Genomic DNA, 24,287 nt, shown 5'->3' with positions numbered 1-24,287 from the left:
ACCATGCGCCGTCTGCTCACCTTCATCGCTGTTCTGGGCATGCTTGCCCTGTATGTGCTGGCGCTCGCTACCGGCCACGCCAGCAAGCTGGCGCAGTATTTTTGGTGGATTCTCACCTTCAGTGCCGCCCTCTTAGGCATTCTACTCACCATCCTCATCTCCCAACTCTGGAAACTCTGGCTCGACCGGCGCAGGCGGGTGTTCGGCTCACAAACCGCCCTGCGCCTGGCCAAAATGTTTATGCTGGTGGCCATTCTGCCCGGCCTGTTCTTATTCGGCGTGTCGGCCCAATTTATTTCACACAGTATCGACTCCTGGTTTGGCAACGAAACCGAACAAGCGCTGGAGCGTAGCCTGAATCTAAGCAAATCTGCGCTGGATTTGGCACTGGATACCTCAGTGCGCAAGGCTGCCGCCGTTCAGGTAGCCTTAATCGGCGAAATGTCGTTGCAGCAAGATGCAAAGCAGGCTCTAGGGCAGCTTTCTGCGAACAGCGACTTCGACCAGCTTGCGCTCTACGACAGCAAAACCTTAAGCCCTGCCGCCGAATACCGCCAGCCTGATGCCGACAAATTGCCGCCGCCCGAGCTCACACGCGACATTCTCGAACAAGTGAAAACCACCGGCAGCGCCCGCAGCGTAGCCAACGTCGGCCACACGCTCTACGCCCAAGGCTGGCTTGCCCTGCCCGAATTGCACGGCCAACACTATATTTTGTTCTTCCGCCAACCGGTGCAGAAACAAGTGGCCGACGACGTCACCCTGATTGAAGCCGCCCGCGCCCGCTACGCCGAAATCAGCTATGCAAAACAAGGCCTGCAAACCTTCTTCCTGTTCACCCTCTTGATGGCCACCCTGCTGGCGATTTTGCTCGCGCTGGTGATTGCCCTGTTTTTCGCCCAACGCTTCACCGCGCCGATTCTCTCCTTGGCTGCCGGCGCACGCTCCGTGGCGCAGGGTGATTATTCACAGCAACTGGCCGTATACCGTAACGACGAACTCGGCCGCCTCACCACCCTGTTCAACCACATGACCGCCGAGCTCAACGCCTCTCATATCCGCCAGGAGGCCGCCCGCCACTACCTCGAATGTGTGCTCTCCAGTCTGACCAGCGGTGTAGTTACGCTCGACGACCAAGGCTACCTGAAAGCCTGCAACAGCAGTGCCGGACAAATCCTGATGTTTGATTTGCCCGCCTGCCGGGAAATCAGCGTGTATGAATGGCATAAACTCGGCGTGGCCGAAGCGCTGGCCGCCCAAGTGCTGCTTGCCATCCTCCCTACTGTCGATAGCGACAAACCCGTGCAACTCACCTATGCCGCACCCGACGAATCCCGCATCCTGCTGGGCAAGGCCACCCGCCTGCCCGAAGACAACGGCGCCGGTACCGTGCTCGTGTTCGACGACGTAACCGCACTGGTGCAGGCGCAGAAAGAAGCCGCCTGGGGCGAAGTGGCCCAGCGCCTGGCGCACGAAATCCGCAACCCGCTCACCCCCATCCAGCTTTCCGCCGAACGCCTGGCCTGGAAGCTCGACGGCAAGCTGGACGACAAAGACGCCGCCATGCTCGAGCGCGCCACCAACACCATCGTCAACCAAGTGGCCGCCATGAAAGACATGGTTGAAGCCTTCCGCAACTACGCCAAAGCGCCGAAACTCAAGCTGGAACGTATCGATTTAAACATTTTGGCTGCCGAGCTGTTGGTGCTGTATGAGGGCTCAGATTGTACATTTGAGGCGGATTTCAGTAATATAGAAGCTGTGGTCGAGGCCGATACCGGCGCCATGCGCCAGGTGTTGCACAATATTTTGAAAAACGGTGCCGAAGCTGCCGCTGAAGACGAACAGCCAAAAGTGTTGATCCAAACGGCGGTGCAAGATGATAAAGTGCTGCTAAATATTTGCAATAACGGCAAAAGTTTCAGCGAAGACATGCTTCTCCACGCCTTCGACCCCTACGTTACCGACAAACCCGGCGGCACCGGTTTGGGCTTGCCGGTGGTGAAAAAAATCATTGAAGAGCACAAAGGCCGCATATCGCTGGCCAACCGCCCGGAAGGCGGGGCTTGTGTGAAAATTACTTTACCCCTACTGATGGAAAACGATGCGCAGCAGTGATATTTTGATTGTAGATGATGAAGTGGGCATCCGCGATTTGCTGTCGGAAATCCTGCAAGACGAAGGCTATTCGGTTACCCTGGCCGAAAATGCCGAAGAAGCCCGCCAACTTCGAAACCAAACCCGCCCCGCCATGGTGTTGCTGGACATTTGGATGCCCGATTGCGACGGCATTACCCTGCTCAAAGAGTGGGCCAAATCCGGCCAGCTCAACATGCCCGTGGTGATGATGAGCGGCCACGCCAGCATCGACACCGCCGTGGAAGCCACCAAAATCGGCGCGCTGGATTTCTTGGAAAAGCCCATTGCCCTGCAAAAGCTTTTGGCCGCCGTAGAACGCGCCCTCAAACACAGCGCCATGCAAGCCTCCTCCACCATGTCGCTGGACAAACTCGGCACCAGCGAAGCCGTGAAGCAGCTCAACCAGCAGCTCGAACGCGCCGCCCGCACCCAAGCCCCCGTGCTGCTCTCCGGCGAGCCCGGCTCCCCCTTCGAACTGGTGGCGCACTACTTCCAAACCGGCAACGCCCCCTGGGTGGAGCCCGGCAAAATTGAGCAAATCAGCAGCAGCCCCATCGAATTGCTACAAAAAGCCAGCAACGGCGTGCTCTATCTGGGCGACATCGCCCAATACGGCAAGAGCATCCAGCAAGGCATCCTCTTCCTCTTGGGCAAGGCCGACCGCTACAACGTGCGCATCATCTGTGCCTGCAGCCAACCGGTACAAGAGCTGATCACCAGTCCCGACTACGACAGCCGACTGCTCAACAATCTTTCGGCCATCATGGTCAGCATCCCGCCCTTGCGCAACCAGCCGGAAGACATTGTTTTCTTGGTAGAGCAGCTGATTCAAGAGTTTTCCGAAAGCCGCAAAACCGCCGTCAAATTCAACACCGCCGCCCTGAATGCCCTGCGCCAATACGAATGGCCGGGCAACTTCGAGCAGCTGCGCAGTGTGGTGAAGAGCATCGTGCTCACCGCCGAGAGCAAAGAAATCGGTTTGGAAAACGTGCAGGCCGTGCTCAGCCAATTCACGCTCAACCAACCCTCCGAACTGGTGGGCGGCTTCAACTTCGACCTGCCCCTGCGCGAATTGCGCGAAGATTTGGAACGCCGCTATTTCGAATACCACATCGCCCAAGAAGGGCACAACATGAGCAAAGTGGCGCAGAAAGTCGGCCTTGAGCGCACCCACCTGTACCGCAAGCTCAAACAGCTCGGCATTCAATTCTCCCGCCGGGGCAGCAACGACAACAAATAGCTCTGCCCAATCAGGCTACCTGAAAATCCAGCCAACGGTTTTCAGGTAGCCTGTAGCATTATTTAGCGGCTGCCCTATTCTCAGCATCGACCAACAGGCTACCTGAAAGTACTGCTTAGAAATATAGTGAATTAACAAAAACCAGTACAGCGTTGTCTCGCCTTGCCGTACTATCTGTACTGTCTGCGGCTCGCCGCCTTGTCCTGATTTTTGTTAATCCACTATAAAAACCAGGTTTCCGAAGAAAGCCGAGTTGCTGCACCACTAAAACCAGCTGCCTCCATTGATAAACATAACAAAAATTAGCAAAAGCCCCAATACAACAAACAGTTAGCTACTTTAAAGGCTACCTGAAACCGACCCGGTCTAAGAAAAATCAGCCGCAATATCTGCACAAATTACGCATCTTAGCGTATCATTGCGGCGGTTCAGACCGCAAAGTAATGTTAAGAAACCGTCTCCGCGCTACAGCTATAGATAAAACACACTTTCATACGCCGCAGCCAACCCATGCCGTAGGAAATAGAGTGTTTTAGCCTCCCCAAGCGCACTTAGCTTGGGCTGCTTCCGCCCATCGGCAGCAGCCGCGACAAGGAAACAGACACATGAAACAGATTTTTCTCGATTTCGAGCAGCCCATTGCCGAACTGGTGCAGAAAATAGAAGAGCTGCGCTTCGTGCAAAACGACTCGGTATTGGATATTTCCGAAGAAATCGAACGCCTGCAAAAGAAAAGCAACGAGCTCACCAAAAACATTTTTGCCAAGCTCACTCCCGCGCAGATTATGCAGGTTTCGCGCCATCCGCAGCGCCCCTACACCCTCGACTACATCGAAGCGCTATGCACCGATTTTGAAGAGCTGCACGGCGACCGCCACTATGCCGACGACTACGCCATCGTGGGCGGGCTGGCCAAGTTTGAAGGCCGGAGCGTGGTGGTTATCGGCCATCAGAAAGGCCGCGACACCAAGGCCAAAATCCGCCGCAATTTCGGCATGCCCCGTCCCGAAGGCTACCGCAAAGCCCTGCGCCTGATGAAGATGGGGGAGAAATTCGGCCTGCCCGTGCTCACCTTCATCGACACCCCCGGCGCCTATCCCGGCATCGGCGCGGAAGAACGCAACCAGTCCGAAGCCATCGGCAAAAACCTGTACGAACTGACCAAACTGCGCGTGCCGGTTATCTGCACCGTCATCGGCGAAGGCGGCTCCGGCGGCGCGCTGGCCATTGCCGTGGGCGATGCCGTGAACATGCTGCAATACGCCACCTATTCCGTGATTTCGCCCGAAGGCTGCGCTTCCATTCTGTGGAAAACCGCCGAAAAAGCCGCCGATGCCGCGCAAGCCCTAGGCATCACCGCCAAGCGCCTGAAGAGCCTCGAGCTGATCGACCAAATCATCGCCGAGCCCTTGGGCGGCGCCCACCGCGATTACGAAACCGTGATGGACAATGTGCGCAAAACCATCCGCCAGCAACTGGCCGACTTGGAACACCAGTCGGTGGATCAGCTGCTGGCCAAACGTTTCGACCGCATCATGGCCTATGGAAAATTCACCGACAAATAACCCCCTGCGGCAACACCTTGCCCAACAATGGCCGGCGCCGAACGCCGGCCGTTTTGCCGTGGAAGTCGGTTTCAGCGGCGGGCTCGATTCCGTGGTTTTGCTGCACCTGTTGTGCAGCTTGCGCAACGAATTGCCGCTGGAATTGAGCGCGGTGCACGTCCACCACGGCCTCGATGCCCCCGCCGACCAATGGGCGGAATTCTGCCGCGAATGCTGCGCACAATGGCAGGTGCCGCTGCGCGTAGAGCGCGTACAGGTTCAATTCGGCAAGCTCGGGCTGGAAGCCGCCGCCCGTGCCGAACGCTACCGCTGCTTCGCCCAAAGCCGCGCCGATGCCGTCGCCCTCGCCCACCATGCCGACGACCAGGCCGAAACCCTGCTGCTGGCCGCCCTGCGCGGCGGCGGGCTGCGCGCGCTTTCCGCCATGCCTGCCCTGCGTGCGCTGAACAGACGCGTCAGCCTGTGGCGCCCCCTCTTAGCCGTTCCCCGCGCCGAACTGCTCGCCTACGCCCAAGCGCACAAGCTGGCATGGGTGGAAGACAGCAGCAACGCCGACACTGCCCTGCTGCGCAACTGGCTACGCCGCGAAGGCCTGCCCCCGTGGCAAGAGCGCGTGCCGCACCTCACCCGCCAACTGCTCGCCACCGTCGGCCGCCTGCAACACGACTTGGCGCTATTGGAAGACTACGGCCAAACCGAACACAACAGCCTGTATGACGCCGCCGGCCGTTTTCAGGTAGCCTCTTGGCGGCAGCTTCCCCCCTTGCGGCAAACCCACCAGCTGTACCTGTTCGCCCGTAACCACCGCCTCGGCAGCCCCCGCGCCGACAGCGTACGCCAATTTGCCGCCACCCTTGCCAACCCCGCCGTGCAACAAGCCCAATGGTCGCTGCCGCACGGCCGCGCCATCCTCTACGGCGGCTGCCTGTTCCCCGTTCCCGCCGAGTGGAGCGCCGGCAAACCGATTGCCCAACCCGCATGGCAACCTGCCGCCCACGGGCTACCTGAAAACCTGATTCAGCCCGACAGCGGCATCTGGCGCACCCCGCAACCCAGCGATACCCTGCCCCTGCCGCACGGCCGCAAAAAAATCAGCCGCCTGCTGCAAGAAAAAAAAGTGCCCCCCTTCATGCGCGTCCTATGGCCGCTATGGGTGCACAAACAACACGGCTGCCTCGCCGCCGCCAACCTGCAAACCTATTGCCGCCTCTCCGTGCCGAACGGCTGGCAGGCGCAGGCAGAAGATTTAAACCGGTTTATTTTGTTCGGCAGCGGCTTGGATAGTGAAACAGAATAAAGAATTTCAGGTAGTCTTTGCATGTCCAAAAGGCTACCTGAAAACCTTCCTGCCTTGCTGCAGAACCTTTTCAGGTAGCCTGATTTCATCATGCCGGGCATCAATGCCCAATCCATTGCTATCGGCACAATGCTTTTCAGGTAGCCTACTGAAGGCTACCTGAAATTCTTCCAAACCATCTTGGATTATAGTGAATTAACAAAAACCAGTACAGCGTTGGCTCGCCTTGCCGTAACGTGTGTACTGTCTGCGGCTCGCCGCCTTGTCCTGATTTTTGTTAATCCACTATATTTGCCAATCATGGCTGCGTATCGAGTTACGCCTGCGGCCAACCCAAACTGCCAAACGATACATTTTCAGGTAGCCCCAAAGGCTACCTGAAATCTCTCCGGCCATCCTTTTCAGGTAGCCCTTACCAATTCACGCCCACCTGCCGCTCGCCCAAGAGCGACACCAGTTCTTCCAAGAGATCGGTGCTGAGGCAGGGCTGCCAGCGGCTGTCGGGGATGAGCTCGCCGCCGGCTTTGGCATTGGCGTAGTGCAGGCGCAGGGGGACGCGTTTGCCTTCGCCGCTTCGCTGCAACAATTCGGCCAGGCGGAGAATGTTGTGGTGGGGGGCGAGGTGCAGGGTGAGGGCGCGGGCGTAGTGGCTGCGGGCTTCCTGCAGGGTGTAAACGTGGTTGGCGATGATGCGCAGGCCGTCTTCGCCGCCGTAGTCGTCGCGGCTGATGCGGCATTCGGCAATCAGCACTTGGTCGGCGCGCAGGGTGTCGCGGCCGAGCTGTTCGAGCGTTTCGCCGCTAACCATCACTTCGGCTTTGCCGCCGGTGTCTTCCAGCGTGATGAAGGCGATTTTGCCGCGTTTGCCCACCATGCTGCGGATGGCGGTGGCGAAACCGGCCACGCGCACGTTGTCATTAGGTTTGAGCTGGGAGAGACGGGTGGGGGCGAACTGGCGCACTTCTTTTTCGGCCGGGCCGAAGGGGTGGCCGGAAAAATAGAAGCCGATAGCCTGTTTTTCTTCAGCCAAAAGCTCGGCTTCGCCCCAGGCGGGCACATCGATCATTTCCAAGGGGGCAATGGCGTCTTCCACCATATCGAATAGGCCGCCTTGGTTGGCATTTTCTTCCTGCTGCTCGGCGTTGCTCATGGCCAGGTCGATATTGGCAAGCAGGCGGGCACGGTTGGGCTCGATGCTGTCGAACGCGCCGCCGCGCACCAGGGCTTCGATGGTGCGGCGGTTGATGTGCTGGCGGCTCACGCGCTCGCAGAAATCGAACAGGCTCTTAAACGCGCCGCCTTCTTTGCGTGCGGCCACAATGGCTTCCACCGCGGCTTCGCCGGTGCCCTTAATCGCGCCCAGGGCATAACGGATGCGGTGTTGGGCATCGGGCTGGAAGTGGTAGCCGGAATGGTTGACATCGGGCGGCAGGAAGCGGATGCCGTTATCGCGGGCATCGTCGTAGAACAGCTTGAGCTGGTCGGTGTTGTCCAACTCACTCGACATGGTGGCGGCCATGAATTCGGCCGGATAGTGGGCTTTGAGCCAGGCGGTTTGGTAGGCCACCAGGGCGTAGGCGGCGGCATGGGATTTGTTGAAGCCGTAGCCGGCGAATTTTTCCATGTAGTCGAAGATTTCATCGGCTTTTTCGCGGGCGATGCCCTGCTTGGCCGCGCCTTCGGCGAAGATTTCGCGGTGTTTCGCCATTTCTTCGGGCTTTTTCTTGCCCATGGCGCGGCGCAATAAGTCTGCCCCGCCGAGCGAATAGCCGCCGATCACCTGCGCGGCCTGCATCACCTGCTCCTGATACACCATGATGCCGTAGGTGGGTTGCAACACGGGTTCGAGTAGCGGGTGCATATATTCAAAGCGCGCGCCTTTCATGCGGGCGATGAAATCCGGAATCAGATCCATCGGGCCGGGGCGGTAAAGCGACACAAAGGCGATGATTTCTTCCAGCTTGGTGGTGTTGGCCTGCGCCAGCATCTTTTTCATGCCGGTGGATTCAAACTGGAACACCGCCGTCGTGTTGGCCTTGCGGAATACCTCATAGGCCTGCTGGTCGGTGAGGTCGATGTGGTTCACATCGATGCACTCGCCGGTGGTTTGCGCAATGAATTTTTGCGCCATTTCGATGATGGTGAGGTTGCGCAGGCCGAGGAAGTCGAACTTCACCAGCCCGATGTCTTCTACGTCGCCTTTGTCATACATGGAAACGGGCGAGGCAGATTCGTCGGCCTGATACACCGGGCAGAAATCGGAAATCTTGCCCGGCGCAATCAATACACCGCCGGCGTGCATACCGAGGCCGCGCGTGAGGTCTTCCAGCTTTTTGGCCAGCTCCATCAGCTCTTCGGCCTCTTCCTCTTCCAACACCTTGGCGATTTCCGGCTCGGCCTCCATCGCCTTTTCCAAACTCAGCGGCTTATTGGCCTCCAGCGGAATCAGCTTGGAAAGCCGGTCGCACACGCCGAACGGCAGCTCCAGCACGCGCCCCACGTCGCGGATCACCGCTTTAGACGACAAGGTGCCGAAGGTAACAATCTGGCTCACCGCCTCGAAGCCGTATTTTTGGCGCACATATTCAATCACGCGGCCGCGGTTGTTTTGGCAGAAGTCGATATCGAAGTCGGGCATCGACACGCGCTCGGGATTGAGGAACCGCTCAAACAGCAGCGCATAGCGCAGCGGGTCTAAATCGGTAATTTTTAAGGAATAAGCTACCAGCGAGCCCGCACCCGAGCCGCGCCCCGGTCCCACCGGGCAGCCGTTGTTTTTTGCCCAGTTGATGAAGTCGGCCACAATCAGGAAGTAGCCCGGGAAACCCATCTGCACGATGGTGCCCAGCTCGAAATCCAGCCGCGCCTGGTATTCCGGCAGCTTTTGTTCGCGTTCCGCCTCATCAGGATAAAGCGCGGCCAGCCGTTCGCGCAGGCCTTGGTTGGATAAGTGGGCGAGATAGTCGTCCAAGCTCATGCCGTCGGGCGTGGGAAACTGCGGCAGGAAGTTTTTGCCCAGCGTGAGCGTGAGGTTGCAGCGCTTGGCAATTTCCACCGTGTTTTGCAATGCCTCGGGCAAATCGGCAAAGCGGGCGGCCACCTCTTCCGGCGAAGCAAAATACTGACCGGCCACAAAATCGCGCGGGCGGCGTTTATCGGCCAGCACCCAGCCGCCGGCAATACACACCCGCGCATCATGCGCCTTGAAATCGTCGGGGTTTAAAAACTGCGCCGGATGGGTGGCCACCACGGGCAAACCCAGCTCTGCCGCCAATTTGAGGCTACCTGAAACCGAAGTTTCCCATTCCGGTTTTTCAGGTAGCCTTTGCAGTTCCAAATAAAAAGCATCGGGAAACCATTGCGCATATTTCTGCGCGGCGGCGCGGGCGGCGCTGTCATGGCCGTTCATCAGCTGGCGGCCCACTTCGCCCAAATGCGCGCCGGATAGGCAAATCAGCCCCTCATTATCACCCTCAGCCAACCATTGCGGCTCCAGCTCGGCGTGGGCAACGTTGCGATCCGTGCCCACATAAGCGCGGGTGAGCAGCTCGCACAGGCGGCGGTAGCCCGCTTCGTTGCGCACCAAGAGCATGGCGCGGAAAGGCTGCTCCGGATTGTCCGGATTCGCCACCCACACATCCGCCCCCACCACCGGCTTGATGCCCGCGCCACGGCAGGCTTTGTAGAATTTCACCAGGCCGAACGTGTTCATCAAATCGCTGATGCCCAGCGCGGGCAGGCCGAAAGCGGCGGCTTTCTTCACCAGCTCTTTGATGCGCAAAGTGCCGTCGGTGATGGAAAATTCGGTGTGTTGGCGCAGGGGGATGTAAACAGGGGCGGTCATATTTCGGGCTTGCGGGAGAAATTGGGCTACGCGCTTTCAGGTAGCCCGATTGGAAATAGGAAGGGCGCACATTGTACCGCAAATGGGTGGTGAACGCGGGTGAGTGATAAAGTGGCGGCAAGATTTTCAGGTAGCCTCCGCATCTGCAAACAGGCTACCTGAAACCCTCACTCCCCAAACGGCTTGCGCTGCCAAAACCTTCTGCCCAAGCGCTGCGGCCGCATTGCCCCGCCCTGCCCCAGCACAAAATCCAGCTGCCCGCTGCGGGCGGTGGTGTAGAGCCGGATGCGGTGGGCGGAGAGGCGGTGGCGCACGATGGCGGCGGGGTGGCCGTAGGGGTTGGCGAAGCCGTTGGCCGCCACCGCCGCTTCGGGCGCTACGGCGTTCAGATAAGCCGAATCGGATGAGGAGCGGCTGCCGTGATGCCCCAGCACCAATAATTGGCTGTGCAGCGAATCGCCGTATGTGCCCACCAGCCAGCGCTCGCCCGCGATGCCCAAATCGCCGCCCGCCAGCACGGCCTGGCCGCCCGCCAACACGCGCAACACGCAGCTTTGCTCGTTGTCGTCGGCTTCGGGGTTTCTCGGCGGGGTGAGGAATTCAAAATACACGCCGTCCCACTCCCACGTGGTGCCGCCGGCGCACCATCCGGCTGCGCCGGCATAGGCTTCCGGCTGGCCGGCATACAATTTGCGCGGCGCAAAGGCTACCTGAAACGCAGGAAAGCCGCCGTCGTGGTCAGCATCGTGATGCGAGAGCACCAGTACATCGGGCGGCGGCAGCCCCTGCGCCAGCAGGTTGGGCACCAGCTGCGTCTGCGCCGCCCCTGCCGTGCCGGTGTCGAACAGCAGCCAATGCTTTTGCGTGCGCACCTGCAAGGCAAGCCCCTGTCCCACGTCGATAATCCGCACCGCCGCCGTGCCGTGCTCCGGCGCGGGCGTGCGATACAGGCAGGATGCCGCCAACACCAGCGCCGCCCAAGGCCGCAAGCCCAGGCCGCGCGGCAACAGCCACACTGCCAGCGCAGCCAACACGGCCAGCCAAAACAGCGGCGGCAAATGCGCCAGCGCGTTGGTGGGCATCCAATTGCCCGCCCACACCACCGCACTCATGGTGTGCTCACCGATGGCAGCCGCCATTTTCAGGTAGCCTTCAAACGGCAGCAGCACCGCCAGCAAGGCCAGCGGCACCAACACCCAGGAAAACCACGGAATCAACAGCGCATTGGCCAAAGGCGCAGCCAGCGGCACGGTGCCGAACACCTGCCCGGCCTGCCAAAACCCCAACAACGTAGCCGCATATTGGGCACGCAGCGCGGTGCGCCATTTGCCGGAATGCTTGGCCGTACGCAGCCAGCCGCCTTCTGGTGCATCGTCATCCGGCATGGCCTCCAGCTGCCCTTGTGCAGCCCAAATTAGCGCCGCCACCGCGCCGAAGGAAAACCAAAATCCCACGCCCAAAGCCGAGAGCGGGTCGAACAGCAGCACCACGGCCAAAGCCTGCCACCAAGCCCGCCACGGCGCAGGGCTGCCGCGCCGATACCATTGCCAGGCAAACACCGCCAGCATCAGCAAACTGCGCTGAATCGGCACGCCGAAACCGGCCAAGGCCGAATAAAACAAAGCCGCAGCCAAGCCCGCCGCCAAATACCAGCGGCGCGGTTCCGCCAGCGGCAGGCGCAGCAGCAAAAGCCGCGCCAAATATGCCGCCGCCAGCGCCACCATGCCGATGTGCAGCCCCGACACGCTGATCAGATGATTGATGCCCAACACGCGAAACGCCTGCCAATGCTCATCCGCCAGCCCGCCGTATCCGCCACCCCCCAAAGCCCGCATCAGCGCCGCCCCGTTCGGGTAGGTTTCCGCCGCCTGCTGCCAAGCCTGCTGCCGCTCGTAGCGCCAGTTTTGCCAACGCGGTTGCCAGCCCGTGTCCGGCGGCAGCTCCACCCGCTCGCGGGCAGCCGAAGCCATGCCGTCGATATGCCGACTCAACGCCCAAGCCTCGCGGTCGAAGCCGTTTTCATTGCGCTCGCCCACCGTAGGCCGCACCCGCACCGTCATCCGCCAGCGGCTGCCCGGCCGCCACTCGCGCAAATAGCGGTCTGACACCAGCAGCCGAAACCGCTCCCCCGCTTCCGTTTGCGCCCAAGCCTCAAACTGCACCGCCTGCGCCGATGCCTCCGCCACCGAGGCTACCTGAAAATCCAGCCGTACCCGTTGAAACTCCGGCTCCGCCGACCACTGCTGCGATAACGCCAGCTGCACCCGCCACACGCCGTAAAGCAGCCCACACAGCAACCACCACGCCCCATGGGCACGCTGGAAGCAGCCGACCACAGCAAGCAGCAGCGCCAAAGTCGAGGCAACGGCAACAAAATGTGCTGCTGGCAACAAAAAAGCCAGCAGCACACCCGCCACCCAACAGCACAACCCGCCCAAACGCATAGCTACCTCATTGTGTTTATTCTTTCTCATTATAGTTGATAATAGTGGATTAAAATAAAAATGAAACAAGGCGGCAACGCCCGCCGTGTACGGGTAGTACATAAGGGCGTTGGCAACGCCGTATCATTGCAATTTTAATCCACTATAAAATAAGAAACGAGGCAAGGTGGCAAGCCGAAGGCGGTACAACCAGCATGGTAAGACGAGCCAACGCTGCAACATTCTTATAGTGAATTAACAAAACCAGTACAGCGTTGGCGCCTTGCCGTAACGTGTGTACTGTCTGCGGCTCGCCGCCTTGTCCTGATTTTTGTTAATCCACTATATTTAATCAGCTATAGATTGCCTTATAGCGAACCCCTGCCGGAATGGCAAAAATATTAAGGGGCTTAGGAAGCAAAATTCATTTTAAAGGGTTTTCCCGCAACATTTTCAATAGCACTTTATACAGATCATCATGCCGGTGGTTGAAGCGGAACTCGGTTTCTTTTAAATGCAGGTAAAAGGTATGCTTCGGCACCCCGTTAAATTGCACCAAGCGATGCTTGGCGTAGCTCCAAAAAGATTCAATATCGTTAATATGCCGCGTACCGCGGACAAACTCATTGTCACCATGATGTACCCTGAAATGTTTGGCAAAACCCATGTCAACCAATCCCTGATAACCGCGCCAACCGTCGGTATTGATGACGCTCTCGATACCGACACGACCTCTAATGACCTTTTGCAGCGTCGCTTTGGAAGCATCGGGAACAATCTCGGTATAAACCTTGTCCCCACGTTTCAAAATGCCGAAAACGATAGTTTTCCCACCCGCACCGCGCCCGCGTTTGCCCCTGATACGTTTGGCACCAAAATAGGATTCGTCCAATTCTACAATGCCGTATAAAGGTGCCTGCCTCCCGCATTCGTCAGCCAAACGCCGGCGCAATTTCAGGTACAGGCTGTTGACGCTTCTGACACTGATTCCGGTCAGTTTGGCGGTATCGGAAGCGGTCAAATCTAAGGCGAAAAGCCGCAGGATCTGACGGAATTTGGCCTCGGTAATTTTACTGCACTTTTGGTACTTGTTTTTTAAATCCATTTCAGAAGCTTATCACTATATTTTGTGATTTTGCTTCCTAAGCCCCATATTAATAAAGGCTACCTGAAACCATTTCAGGTAGCCTGCTGGGGAATCTGCCCGGATTAAGAGCGGATACCGGATGCTTTCACGCTGTCGATGTAGCCGTGGTCGTTGATGCGGATATGACGGAACAACCAGCCTTCGCACAAACCAACCACTTCTTCCAAGGCCTCCTCATCACCGTTGTGATAGCGGGCTTGCAGGGTGTTCAAACGGTTTACGAAGTTTTGATGCACTTTCCGGTGTTGCTCCACCAAACGGTATTGCGCCTCTTCCAGCATCATTTCTTCATAGCTGAAATGTTCTACGGTGTAGTCGATCAGATGTTGGAATTCCCGTTCGATACCTTCCTTATCGTTAGCTTCTTTAGCATCATACAATTTGTTAGTGTAATCAACCAATTGACGGTGCTGTTCATCGATATCCTCAAATCCGGTATCCAAATCTGAAGTCCAATATACGAAAGCCATTATTTATCCCTCATCAAGTAAACAAAAAATTGATTGCCCCGGCAGCTGAACTCCCTTGCCTGGCGGCAACCTCACATAACCGAAAATCTACCGGCCAAATCCCGGCAGGAGGCAAAACAGAAATATAATCTATCTGTTTTCAAGCAAGTATTATGCCAGCTTCCCATCCCGCCGTAAATAAACCTTTCTGCCGAAACAGAAAGGTTTATTTATTGTCAAACGGTATACTGACAAAGCTACCGGCTGGCAGGCTTAGCGGCTACCGTAGCCGTCTACCTGGATTTCCACGCGACGGTTGGGCTGCAGGCAGGCAATCAGCTGACTGCGGCCACCGTGGTTGTCGCACTGTTTAACCGGCTGGGATTCACCCATGCCAACTGCGCGGATTTTGTCAGCCGGCAAGCCTTGGGCTGTCAAATAACGGCGTACGGTTTCAGCACGCTGCTGAGACAGTCTTTGGTTGTAGGCATCTGAGCCGAGGTAGTCGGTGTGGCCGATTACAGTAATACTGTTGAGCTGATCAAAGTTTCTCAATTTATCAACCAATTCACTCAACTCTTCGCGGCCGCGCGGCTGCAAATCCTGCTCGCTGCTGCGATCAAATGCAAATAGTACGTCGGCACTCAGCGTGTAGCGGTGATATTGTTGCTGCTGAACAGGTGTAGCAGGCTCTTGCAGCTGCGGCGGGCAAGTGGCATTTTCCGGATCAACAGCATGCCAGTAGGTTTCATTACTGAACATATTTCTATCGAACAGTACTTTGAACTGACAGGTGGTTACGCCATTGGTACCCTGCCCTGGGGTGTGGAAATGGAACAGATAGTTCCATTCGCGCGGACGCCACATTTCGCCGTAGTGCGGGCGGCCGAGCAGATAATAAAGTTCGTCTTTGGTCAGACCGGGTTTGACTTGCACCAGGCTGCCGGCATCAGGGAAAGTGCCACGGGTTTTGTGGAAGGTAACTTTGTCCCAACGGGGCCACACGGGTTCGTCGGTTGTGCCGTCGGATTTGACCTTCGACAGGGAGGAACAGGCCGACAAAACAAGTACTGCCGCGGCCAATGCCGACATACGACCCGCCAATTGAGTAAATTTCATCATTTTTCCTTTTATCTTTATATCTTGTTTCACAGAAATCCGTTCAGGCTACCTGAAACCGCCATGCATTTTTTCAGGTAGCCCCTATCACATTACCACTGGTATCCGGCACCGATGGATCCGCCGAATTTGCTGCGCGAATTGCCGCTGCCGGTGGCTTTGATGATCCAGTTTCCGCTGTCGGAAATCGTGGAGAAGCCGATGGCATAGCCGGACTGGCCTTGATAATAGCCGCCGCTGACCGCCACCATGTTTTTACCCGGCAGATATGCCTGCGGCAGACCAGCCGTGGCTATGGCTTGAGCCACACCGGCGTTGGCCACGCCTTCCACTTGGCCGATACGCGCATCCAAGTTGGCCAGGCCGCCGTTCACGCCGGCCAACATGGCCTGGTTGGTGTAGTACAGCTGGCTGCCGTTAATAGCATCGGTACTGGTTGCGGATACGACACCGGCGGCGACGTTTTGGATCTGGCGGGTTTCCACGGAAGCATCGCTGCCCGCAGCCCCTTGTCCGACGCTGACCACGCCGACAACGTTGTTCACGCCGGCCACGTTGGCATCGTTCAGGCCGCCGAATGTGTAGTTGCCGCCCGGCGTGGTGGCCGTGGTGTGTACGCGTTCGGCGCTGGAATTGCTGCCCAGCACAACGGAGTTAGCTGTGGCACGGCTGACATTATTACCGACAACGAAGGTATTTTCAGTAGTCACAATATTGTGATTACCGATAATGCGGCTGTTATGCCCGGTCAGAGTATTGTCGTTACCGAATGCGCCTGCGGCATTGGCGCTGACAGTACCATTATTGTTACCGACAGTATATGTACCTGATCCTGTAATAATGGTCGGGTCACCGATTGCACCTGAACCTTCTCCCGAAACAATATTACCTGTACCGATGGAGATGGTGTTTTTCGCCGTTGCCTGTGCGCCTTTACCGATGGCTACGCCGCTTTCACCACTGGCTTTGGCCTGGTAGCCGATAGCGGCACCGTAACTGCCGGAGGCGGACGAATCTTCGGTAGCAGGCTGCGTACCGGCTGTGGTTTGGGTACCGGTACCGTCATTCACGTGGAAGAACTTGATACCGCCGTTGTTCATCTTGTCGATGGCTTGTTTCACATTATTCGTGTTGTCCGCCTTATTGCCGGAAACGTCATAGGTAACGATATCCGGTTGAGTTGTACCAATAAGGTTAGTGGCCGCGTTACTGATGTTGTTAAGGGCGGTATGCAGCTGGCCACCGGTTATGGCGTCTTTGCTGCCTGCGGCAATGCTGCCATCGGCTAGATTGGTAATCTTGCCACTATTACCCATATCGATGTTTTTGCCGTTGGTGCTGATACCGTTACCGTTGATGACCGGACCATTGCCGTTAATCGTCAGGCTGTCGGCAGCCAAGTCGGGTTTGGTGGCGATGGTAATGTCTTTGCCGTTGTTGGTAATGGCAATGTTGGTACCGTCTTTGAACCCTACCGTGTCGTTCGGCCTGATGGTTTCCGCCGCTCCGTTGTTCACTTGGAACTTCCAGCCTGCATTAGCAGTGGCGGCTTTGTTGTTCACTTCGGCAATGGCGTCGTGAATCGTGCCTTTGCCCGTGCCGCCGATATTGCTCATGCTGAGGCTACCTGAAACATTGGTGGCGTTGCCGCCCAGAATGTTCTTCATGCTGTCAAGCGAATTGTGCAACTGCCCGCCGTTCACGGCATCGGTGCTGGTCGCGTTAACCGCACCTGCAGCGACGTTACCCAAGGTTACCGGGCCGCCTGTGCCTACCAGGTTTACTTTGTTGCTCGGCGTAGTGGCCGGAGTACCTGCCGCGTCAACATACGTCATCGGGGTATCGAACTTAACCGTCGTTACGCCGCCGGTGCTGCTGACGTTGGCTACGGTACCTTGGCCGTTAACAAAATTAACGGTATCGCCGTGGGTGACGAAGTCTTTGTCAACCCCGTTGCCTTGTACGGTGAAGCCGGCGTTCAATACGTCGTTGACGGTGGCGGCGTTGTGACCTTTGTTGGCAGACAAGGTGGTGCGGTCGTTACCGGTCGGGTTGGTAACGGCTGCAGCGGTATCGGCCAGATTGTCCTTCACGTTGGCCAAGGTGGTCGGTGCGGTTGTACTGCCGGCCGCATTCTGCAGGCTGGTAATCACATCCGCTGCGGCAACTTGGTTGCCTGCACCGTTGGGCGCATCGTAGAAGTTGCCGTCGGTGTGTTTGTACACTTTGGTGCCGTCGGCTTTGGTGTATGCAACCGGAGCTTGGGCGCTCTGTACTACGGATTGGGCGTCCACAGCATAGGTGTAGGTCTGGTTACCGTTGCCGTCAACATTTTGTTGTACCGTCAATCCGTTGCCTGCAGCTAGGGTCAGGGTGCTGCCTGGTTTGGCAGTAGTGGCAGCGGGTGTACCTACGGTGTTGCCGCCGGCAGTGATGTTGAAGCCGCTGTTGTTGATGGCGTTGGCAATATCACCGGCAGTAACCAGTTTGTTGGCGTCAGCAGGGATCGGGGCAATCACTTTACCGGCCGGATTGCCACCGGTGCCGTCACCTACAGTCAACGAAGTAGTGGCTACGGCAGCTTTCAGCTGATCTTCGGTAGCTGCACGTCCGCTGGTAATGCCGGCAGGATTCCAAGTTTTATTGGTCAGGCCGGTAACCGTACCGGCAGTACCGTCGACGGTAACCGGGTTGCCGCCGCTGGCCGGGCCAACGGTAATGCTGTCGGCCAGCTTGAAGCCGATTTGGTTGTCGGTAACCGTGGTCTTGATATTGGCATCGCCGGCGTATTTGACGGTCTCGCCCAGTTTCACGGTGTCGTCTGTACCACTGTCGGCCCCGATCTTGAAGCCGGCATCTTTCAGGTTGTTGATGGCGGTATTGACCTTGTCCCCGGTTACGGCACTGTTGTCACCTGTCGCGATGTCGCCGCTGGTCAGGTTGGTGATCTTGCCGCCGGTAGACGCAGAACCCTGCATATCGATGTTTTTGCCGTTGGTGTTGATGCCGTTGCCGTTGATAACCGGGCCGTTGCCGTTAATCGTCAGGCTGTCGGCAGTCAGGTCGGCTTTGGTGGCAACGGTAATGTCTTTGCCGTTGTTGCTCAGCTCGATGTTCCTGCCGTTGAGGAACTTCACGGTGTTGGTCGGCTCAATGGTCTGCTCGGCCGCGCTGTTCACTTGGAATTTCCAGCCTGCGTTGGCCGCATTGGTACGCGCATTCAATGCGGTCAATGCGTCGCCTACGTTGCTGTAGTTCGTCGGTGTGCCGGAGGCATTGGTCAGGGTGTAGGTCGGCGCGCTGATGCTGCCGTCTGCCTGAACTGCCGATCCGCCGCCCAGGTGGGTGGCTGTAGAATTGGCAGTTTTGTGCAACTGGCTTCCGTTGACGGCATCGGTGCTGGTGGCACTCAGTGTACCGGGGGCAACATTACCCAAGGTTACCGGGCCGCCCGTGCCCACCAGGTTTACTTTGTTGCTCGGCGTAGTGGCCGGAGTACCTGCCGCGTCAACATACGTCATCGGGGTATCGAACTTAACCGTCGTTACGCCGCCGGTGCTGCTGACGTTGGCTACGGTACCTTGGCCGTTAACAAAATTAACGGTATCGCCGTGGGTGACGAAGTCTTTGTCAACCCCGTTGCCTTGTACGGTGAAGCCGGCGTTCAATACGTCGTTGACGGTGGCGGCGTTGTGACCTTTGTTGGCAGACAAGGTGGTGCGGTCGTTACCGGTCGGGTTGGTAACGGCTGCAGCGGTATCGGCCAGATTGTCCTTCACGTTGGCCAAGGTGGTCGGTGCGGTTGTACTGCCGGCCGCATTCTGCAGGCTGGTAATCACATCCGCTGCGGCAACTTGGTTGCCTGCACCGTTGGGCGCATCGTAGAAGTTGCCGTCGGTGTGTTTGTATACCTTGGTGCCGTCAACTTTGGTGTATGCAACCGGGGCCTGATCCTGCAAAGCAGCCTGCACGGCTTTCAGCTGCGATACGTTCACAGCATCGGTATCGGCCGAACCTGCAGCCAAATTGGTCAAACGACGGTACATTTTGCTACCAGCCATAAAGCCGCTAGTGTCCCCACCCAGCGAAACTTCACCATATTTAGCCCCGGCTTCGTTGATGTCGCCGGCAATGACGGAAGTTGCGTTCGGTTTGTAGGCGGCGGCGGTCAAATCCGCATCGCCTGCAGTGGAAAGCGAACCCAATGCCACGTTGAAGTTGGTATCGTTTTTAACCCTCGCGCTATCGCCCAATGCCAGGTTGTTGTTGAGGCGGTTGGGCAGGCCGGGGATGAGTGCCGTGCCGTTGCCGGTATCCGCGCCGGAGCCGACGGCCGTGCCGCCGTTCTTAGCGGTGGCAGACGCGCCGATGGCGATGCCGCCCGCTCCGGTGGCGCCGCTAACTTCGGCAGCCGCACCGATGGCGATCGAGCCGTTACCTTGCGCGATCGTTCCGCTACCGATGGCGACGGCATCATTATCTTGCGCACTTGCACCCACGCCGGCAGCCAATGCGTTAAGACCAGTCGCGCCGTCATTATTGAAATTGTCACCATGTGCGCCGCCACCGTCGTTCACGCTGTAATAGTGGGTTGCAGAACTGTTGACCTGATTGGCTACAGCTTTTAACTGATCTTCCGTGGCCGCACGTCCGCTGGTGATGCTGGCAGGATTCCAAGTTTTGTTGGTCAGGCCGGTAACCGTACCGGCGGTACCGTCGACGGTAACCGAGTTGCCGCCGCTGGCCGGGCCAACACTAATGCTGTCGGCCAGCTTGAAGCCGATTTGGTTGTCGGTAACCGTGGTCTTGATATTGGCATCACCGGCGTATTTGACGGTTTCACCCAGTTTCACGGTGTCGTCCGTACCACTGTCGGCCCCGATCTTGAAACCGGCGTCTTTCAAATCGGTCACGGCAGTATTGATTGCAGTATTAACTGCACCGCCGGTTACGGCACTGTCGTCGCCTGCTACAACGTTACCGCTGGTCAGGTTGGTAATCTTGCCGCTATTACCCATGTTGATGTTTTTGCCGTTGGTGCTGATGCCGCTGCCGTTAATGACCGGGCCGTTGCCGTTAATCGTCAGGCTGTCGGCGGTCAGGTCGGCTTTGGTGGCAACGGTAATGTCTTTGCCGTTGTTGCTCAGCTCGATGTTCCTGCCGTTGAGGAACTTAACGGTGTTGGTCGGCTCGATGGTCTGCTCGGCCGCGCTGTTCACTTGGAATTTCCAGCCTGCAGCGGCGCTGTTTGCCTTGTCGTAGGCTGCGGCAATAGCATCGCTGAAGGTGGTTTTGCCCGTGCCGCCGATGTTGTTGCCGCTCAGATTACCCGAACCGTCGATGCTGACGTTGCTGCCCAATACATTTTTCACGTTGTTCAGTGCACCATATACCTGGCCGCCGGTTGCGGCATCGGTACTGGTAGCCGAAATCGTGCCTGCGGCTACGTTGGTAATGGTTTTGCCGCCGGCGTTGATGCCGGTTTTGGTTACGCTCGGACCGCCGGTAATGGTCAGACCGTTGGTATCCAGTTTGCTGTCGCCTGTCGTGATGCTGGTTACGTTCAAATCGTCGGCCAAGGAGAAGCCGATTTGGTTGTCGGTAACCTTGGTTTTGATGTTGGCGTCGCCGGCGTATTTGACGGTTTCACCCAGTGCAACGGTGTCGGCTGTGCCGCTATCGGCATCAATTTGCAGGCCTTTGCTTTCCAATGCGCTTACGGCATTGTTCACCGCTGTGGCTACGCTGCCCGCGGTGGCGGCTTTGTTTGCATCCGCCGCCGTAGGTGCGGCAACCCGGCCCGTAGAGGGATTCGAATTCAGTGCAACGGGCGTACCTACGGCGTTCATACGGCTGTTTAATACATTCAGTGCATCGCCGACATTGTTTTTGGTAACAGTGGCACCGGTACTGTCTGTCAGGCTATAGGTCGGTGCGCTGATGCTGCCGTCAGACTGAATTGCCGATCCGCCGCCCAAGTGAGTGGCTGTGGAATTGGCAGTCTTGTGCAACTGGCTGCCGTTGACGGCCTCGGTGCTGGTGGCGTTAACTGCGCCCGCTGCAACACCGACGATTGTGTGGCCGCCATTATTCAGACCGTTATTGGTCAATTTGACCGGGTTACCTGAAGAAGTGATGGTCAAACCGTCGCGATCCAGCTTAGCGTTAGTGCCGGCCGTTCCGGCCTTAATACTGGTTACCTCCATATCCTCGACAGTACCGAAGGCAAACTCTTTACCGTTTTGTGCCAATGCAATGTTTTTGCCGGCCTGCAGTTTGACGGTATCGTTATTATTTACCCTGCTTGTAGCCGCACCGGTGGCAGTGCCGCCGGCAACAGAACCGCCTTCCACATTAAAACCGCTTTTTCCAACTGCGGTATTGATAGCCGTGGCCACGCTACCTGCAGTGACAGCTTTGTTCGCATCAGCAGCAGCCGGCGCGTTCACTTGGCCGGTTGCAGCGTTGCTGGTCAGGGGAACGGCTGCACCGCCGCCTGTGGCGTTGATTTTAACGGTGGTCACACCCGCGCCATCAGTCGATACTTCGGTAGTGGTGTTTGTACCATCAATAAATTTGAGAGTATTGCCAGGCTTGACGTTCTGCGTCGTACCAGTAGTAGCGGCTACCTGAAAACCGCCACCCACAGTATTCAAACGGCTGTTCAATACGTTCAGCGCATCGCCGACATTGTTTTTAGCGACAGCATTACCGTTGGCATCAGTCAGGTTGTAGGTGGGAGCGGTAAACGTACCATCTGGTTTCAAGACCGCGCCGCCGCCCAAATTAGTGGCTACACCTTTACCGATATTGCCAATTACATTTTGGGTGGCGTAAAGCTGGCTACCGTTAATCGCATCGGTGGAAGCAGCCGAAACTTCGCCCGCCCCTACCTGTTTGATTTGACGGTTGCCAACGGTCACAGAACTATTGGCGGAATTGCCAGCATATGTGTAGTTCAATCCGTTGACATTTTTCGTTCCAGACTGGTCTGCAGCAGCAACGGCGGTCGTACCTGAACCTAAGGCAACAGAATTGGCCACGGCGGCACTGGCATCCGAACCAATAGCAACACCCTTGGCAGCTGCCTGAGAGCTGCGGCCGAATGCGATGGAGTCTTGGGCTTGTGCATGCGCACTACGACCGATAGCCAGCGCGTCCATACCTGCGGCGTGAGCATTGTTACCCAAAGCCACAGTTTGCTCTGCAGTAGCCTTGGCGATAGAACCGATGGCCAAAGCTTGGTTTGCATTAGCAACCACGCCGCTACCGATAGCAATGGAATTTGTCTTGCTGTTGGCAGCATCCAAAGTCAATCCGCTACCAATGCGGATGCTGTTGTTACCCGCAGCACGATCACCCAAGCCGATAATGCCGCTATTTACATCCAAACGGCCGCCGAGCGAAAGGTGTTTGCTGCCTACACCGCCCGCATCCCCATAAAACAAGGCACGGTTGGTTTGGCTGGCCGCATCCCCCGGGGTACATTTATTACGGAAGGCATTTGCACTCGGCATACTGCCGCCGCTGGCCTGCCCGGCCGCCCATTCCAAGTTGTTATTGGTCAGAAAGAACAGCGCGTTTCTTCTTGACGATTCATCGCTGGTAACGATACATCCGGTATCATCGCCATCATTGATAAAAATACCCGGACCGGCATTAGCATAGCCTGCAGCCATCATCATGGCAGAAGCCATGGCAGTATAGGCAAAGCGCGGGGATTTAAATCCCAACCCGCTTAGCATTGCCGAACCAAGAGCATACCATCTGGAAGAACCAGATTTTCCCTTAGCCTTGGCATTCTCCTGAACCACAGTCCAAGTGTTAGTGTGTTCATTCCATACTACACGATAAATTTTGTTCATATATTCAGATCCCTAACTTTCAAAAATATAGTGATAAAGAACCCATCGGTTGACTTACATCAAGCTTACTACTCATTTATTCCTACGCTTGCCAAATCACACAAAACTCAAATTATCCTTGCAGAGAGAATTTATTTTAGTTGAATAAATTCAATTAGCTATATATTATAAAACCCGTGGGCAAATTAAGGCAGGATGATACGACTAATTGATTTGTCATCATAGCCGCTTATCGTTTGATTATATTTCATTACAAAATTTTACGATTATTTTGCAACACATTCTTCTGAATAAACCATGCAAGCTGCATTTCTTACTCCATCTCAAACAATAAAAATACTTTTAGATTTTCTTATATACAATCACTTAACACTTCTAGTTACCTGAAATCAAATTATAGAATGCTCCCGCATTCTGTCATCTAAGTAAAATTTCAGCTTCTATCGAGTAGCCTCACTAGGTGAATTACAAGTTATTCTCAGTTTAATTTACCCAGTGTGGACTAACAGCAATATCCGTTCTCAAACCTTCATCTACGCGAAATAAAAAATCAATCAAAATATCGTATTACCCTACTTCACTAGCTTTCAGGTAGCCTTTATCGCCCTATGCTGTAAAAGTTCCATCACGGCACCACACAAGTCTACACCCACAGGATACTGGAAAATCTGGCGAACACAGCCCAATACAACTAATAAGCCATAAAAAAAGCTTGCTTATCCAAATGATAAGCAAGCTTTTTTTATGCCATCAATGCAAGAAACCAATTTTCAGTACCCGCTTTTACAAATCTCTCTCTTCAAAACGGCTGCTGCAGTTCACTCAGACTGATGCCCAAAGCTTGGGCGTATTTAGCCAAGGTTTTTTCAGGTAGCCTCTCAAACACGGCAGGCTGCAAATGGCGGCGCAGCTGCCAGCGCCACACGCCTGCGGCCATAGCCAAGCTGACTTCATCATGACGGCTGCGGAACATGTGGTAATACAAGGCGGAACGCTCGCCGCGTTCCACGGCCTGTTTGGCGGCTTCAGTCTGTTCCTCCAGCTCGGCCACGGCCTGCTCGGTGGCGTAGGATTCGTCTTGCCAACCGGTACTGGTGGCGGCTTGGTAGCGGCCGTTGTGCGTGCCGTAGATGATTTTCTGATGCCCACGGTAACTGGGACTGTCGTCTTGCGGAATGTCGTTGATATCCATACCAAAT

11 protein-coding genes and 1 pseudogene are annotated in these 24,287 nt (G+C 56.6%); 4 read left to right on the top strand and 8 right to left on the bottom strand.

The features are described from left to right. The first annotated feature begins 3 nt into the window (after positions 1 to 3). The 4 genes from ELB75_RS05020 to tilS all read left to right on the top strand — a co-directional run bounded on the left by ELB75_RS05020 (position 4) and on the right by tilS (position 6,241). A complete protein-coding gene (locus tag ELB75_RS05020) occupies positions 4 to 2,118 on the top strand; it encodes a sensor histidine kinase (protein WP_126982984.1) in 2,115 nt (704 codons plus the stop codon). Beyond that, complete coding sequence (locus ELB75_RS05015; RefSeq protein WP_126982983.1) at positions 2,105 to 3,379, top strand: sigma-54-dependent transcriptional regulator; 1,275 nt, start codon at positions 2,105 to 2,107, stop codon at positions 3,377 to 3,379. The genes ELB75_RS05020 and ELB75_RS05015 overlap by 14 nt, the downstream gene beginning before the upstream one ends. 605 nt (positions 3,380 to 3,984) lie before the next feature. Next, positions 3,985 to 4,944, top strand: coding sequence for an acetyl-CoA carboxylase carboxyltransferase subunit alpha (locus tag ELB75_RS05010; RefSeq protein WP_126982982.1), 960 nt, complete (start codon positions 3,985 to 3,987; stop codon positions 4,942 to 4,944). Beyond that, positions 4,922 to 6,241, top strand: a complete 1,320-nt coding sequence (tilS, locus tag ELB75_RS05005) for a tRNA lysidine(34) synthetase TilS (protein WP_241236110.1) — start codon at positions 4,922 to 4,924, stop codon at positions 6,239 to 6,241. The genes ELB75_RS05010 and tilS overlap by 23 nt, the downstream gene beginning before the upstream one ends. 412 nt (positions 6,242 to 6,653) lie before the next feature. Here the strand turns inward: tilS and dnaE are convergent, their stop codons facing one another. The 8 genes and pseudogenes from dnaE to ELB75_RS04970 form a co-directional block, all read right to left on the bottom strand. Beyond that, on the bottom strand, positions 6,654 to 10,085 hold the full coding sequence (gene dnaE, locus ELB75_RS05000) for a DNA polymerase III subunit alpha (protein ID WP_126982981.1): 3,432 nt from the start codon (positions 10,083 to 10,085) through the stop codon (positions 6,654 to 6,656). Between the two features lie 167 nt (positions 10,086 to 10,252). Continuing rightward, the gene (locus ELB75_RS04995) at positions 10,253 to 12,559 is read right to left on the bottom strand and encodes a DNA internalization-related competence protein ComEC/Rec2 (RefSeq protein ID WP_241236109.1); all 2,307 of its coding nucleotides are present in this window, start codon (positions 12,557 to 12,559) and stop codon (positions 10,253 to 10,255) included. A gap of 373 nt (positions 12,560 to 12,932) precedes the next feature. Further along, the gene (locus ELB75_RS04990; protein WP_126982624.1) at positions 12,933 to 13,613 is read right to left on the bottom strand and encodes an IS1595 family transposase; all 681 of its coding nucleotides are present in this window, start codon (positions 13,611 to 13,613) and stop codon (positions 12,933 to 12,935) included. 104 nt (positions 13,614 to 13,717) lie between these two features. Continuing rightward, positions 13,718 to 14,125, bottom strand: a complete 408-nt coding sequence (locus ELB75_RS04985) for a bacteriohemerythrin (RefSeq protein ID WP_126982980.1) — start codon at positions 14,123 to 14,125, stop codon at positions 13,718 to 13,720. A gap of 252 nt (positions 14,126 to 14,377) precedes the next feature. Next, complete coding sequence (locus ELB75_RS04980) at positions 14,378 to 15,226, bottom strand: OmpA family protein (RefSeq protein ID WP_241236108.1); 849 nt, start codon at positions 15,224 to 15,226, stop codon at positions 14,378 to 14,380. An 89-nt stretch (positions 15,227 to 15,315) separates the two neighbouring features. Next, complete coding sequence (locus ELB75_RS04975; RefSeq protein WP_241236107.1) at positions 15,316 to 22,956, bottom strand: YadA-like family protein; 7,641 nt, start codon at positions 22,954 to 22,956, stop codon at positions 15,316 to 15,318. Positions 22,957 to 23,034: 78 nt separating this feature from the next. Further along, positions 23,035 to 23,088 (bottom strand): annotated as a pseudogene (locus tag ELB75_RS13210) (ESPR-type extended signal peptide-containing protein); the annotation flags it as partial. 799 nt (positions 23,089 to 23,887) lie between these two features. Then, positions 23,888 to 24,280, bottom strand: a complete 393-nt coding sequence (locus ELB75_RS04970) for a DarG family dialkylresorcinol biosynthesis protein (RefSeq protein ID WP_126982978.1) — start codon at positions 24,278 to 24,280, stop codon at positions 23,888 to 23,890. Between the last annotated feature and the right edge of the window lie 7 nt (positions 24,281 to 24,287).

Source organism: Eikenella corrodens (assembly GCF_003990355.1).
Taxonomy (GTDB): domain Bacteria; phylum Pseudomonadota; class Gammaproteobacteria; order Burkholderiales; family Neisseriaceae; genus Eikenella; species Eikenella corrodens_B.
This window is presented reverse-complemented; position numbering and strand designations above follow the sequence as displayed.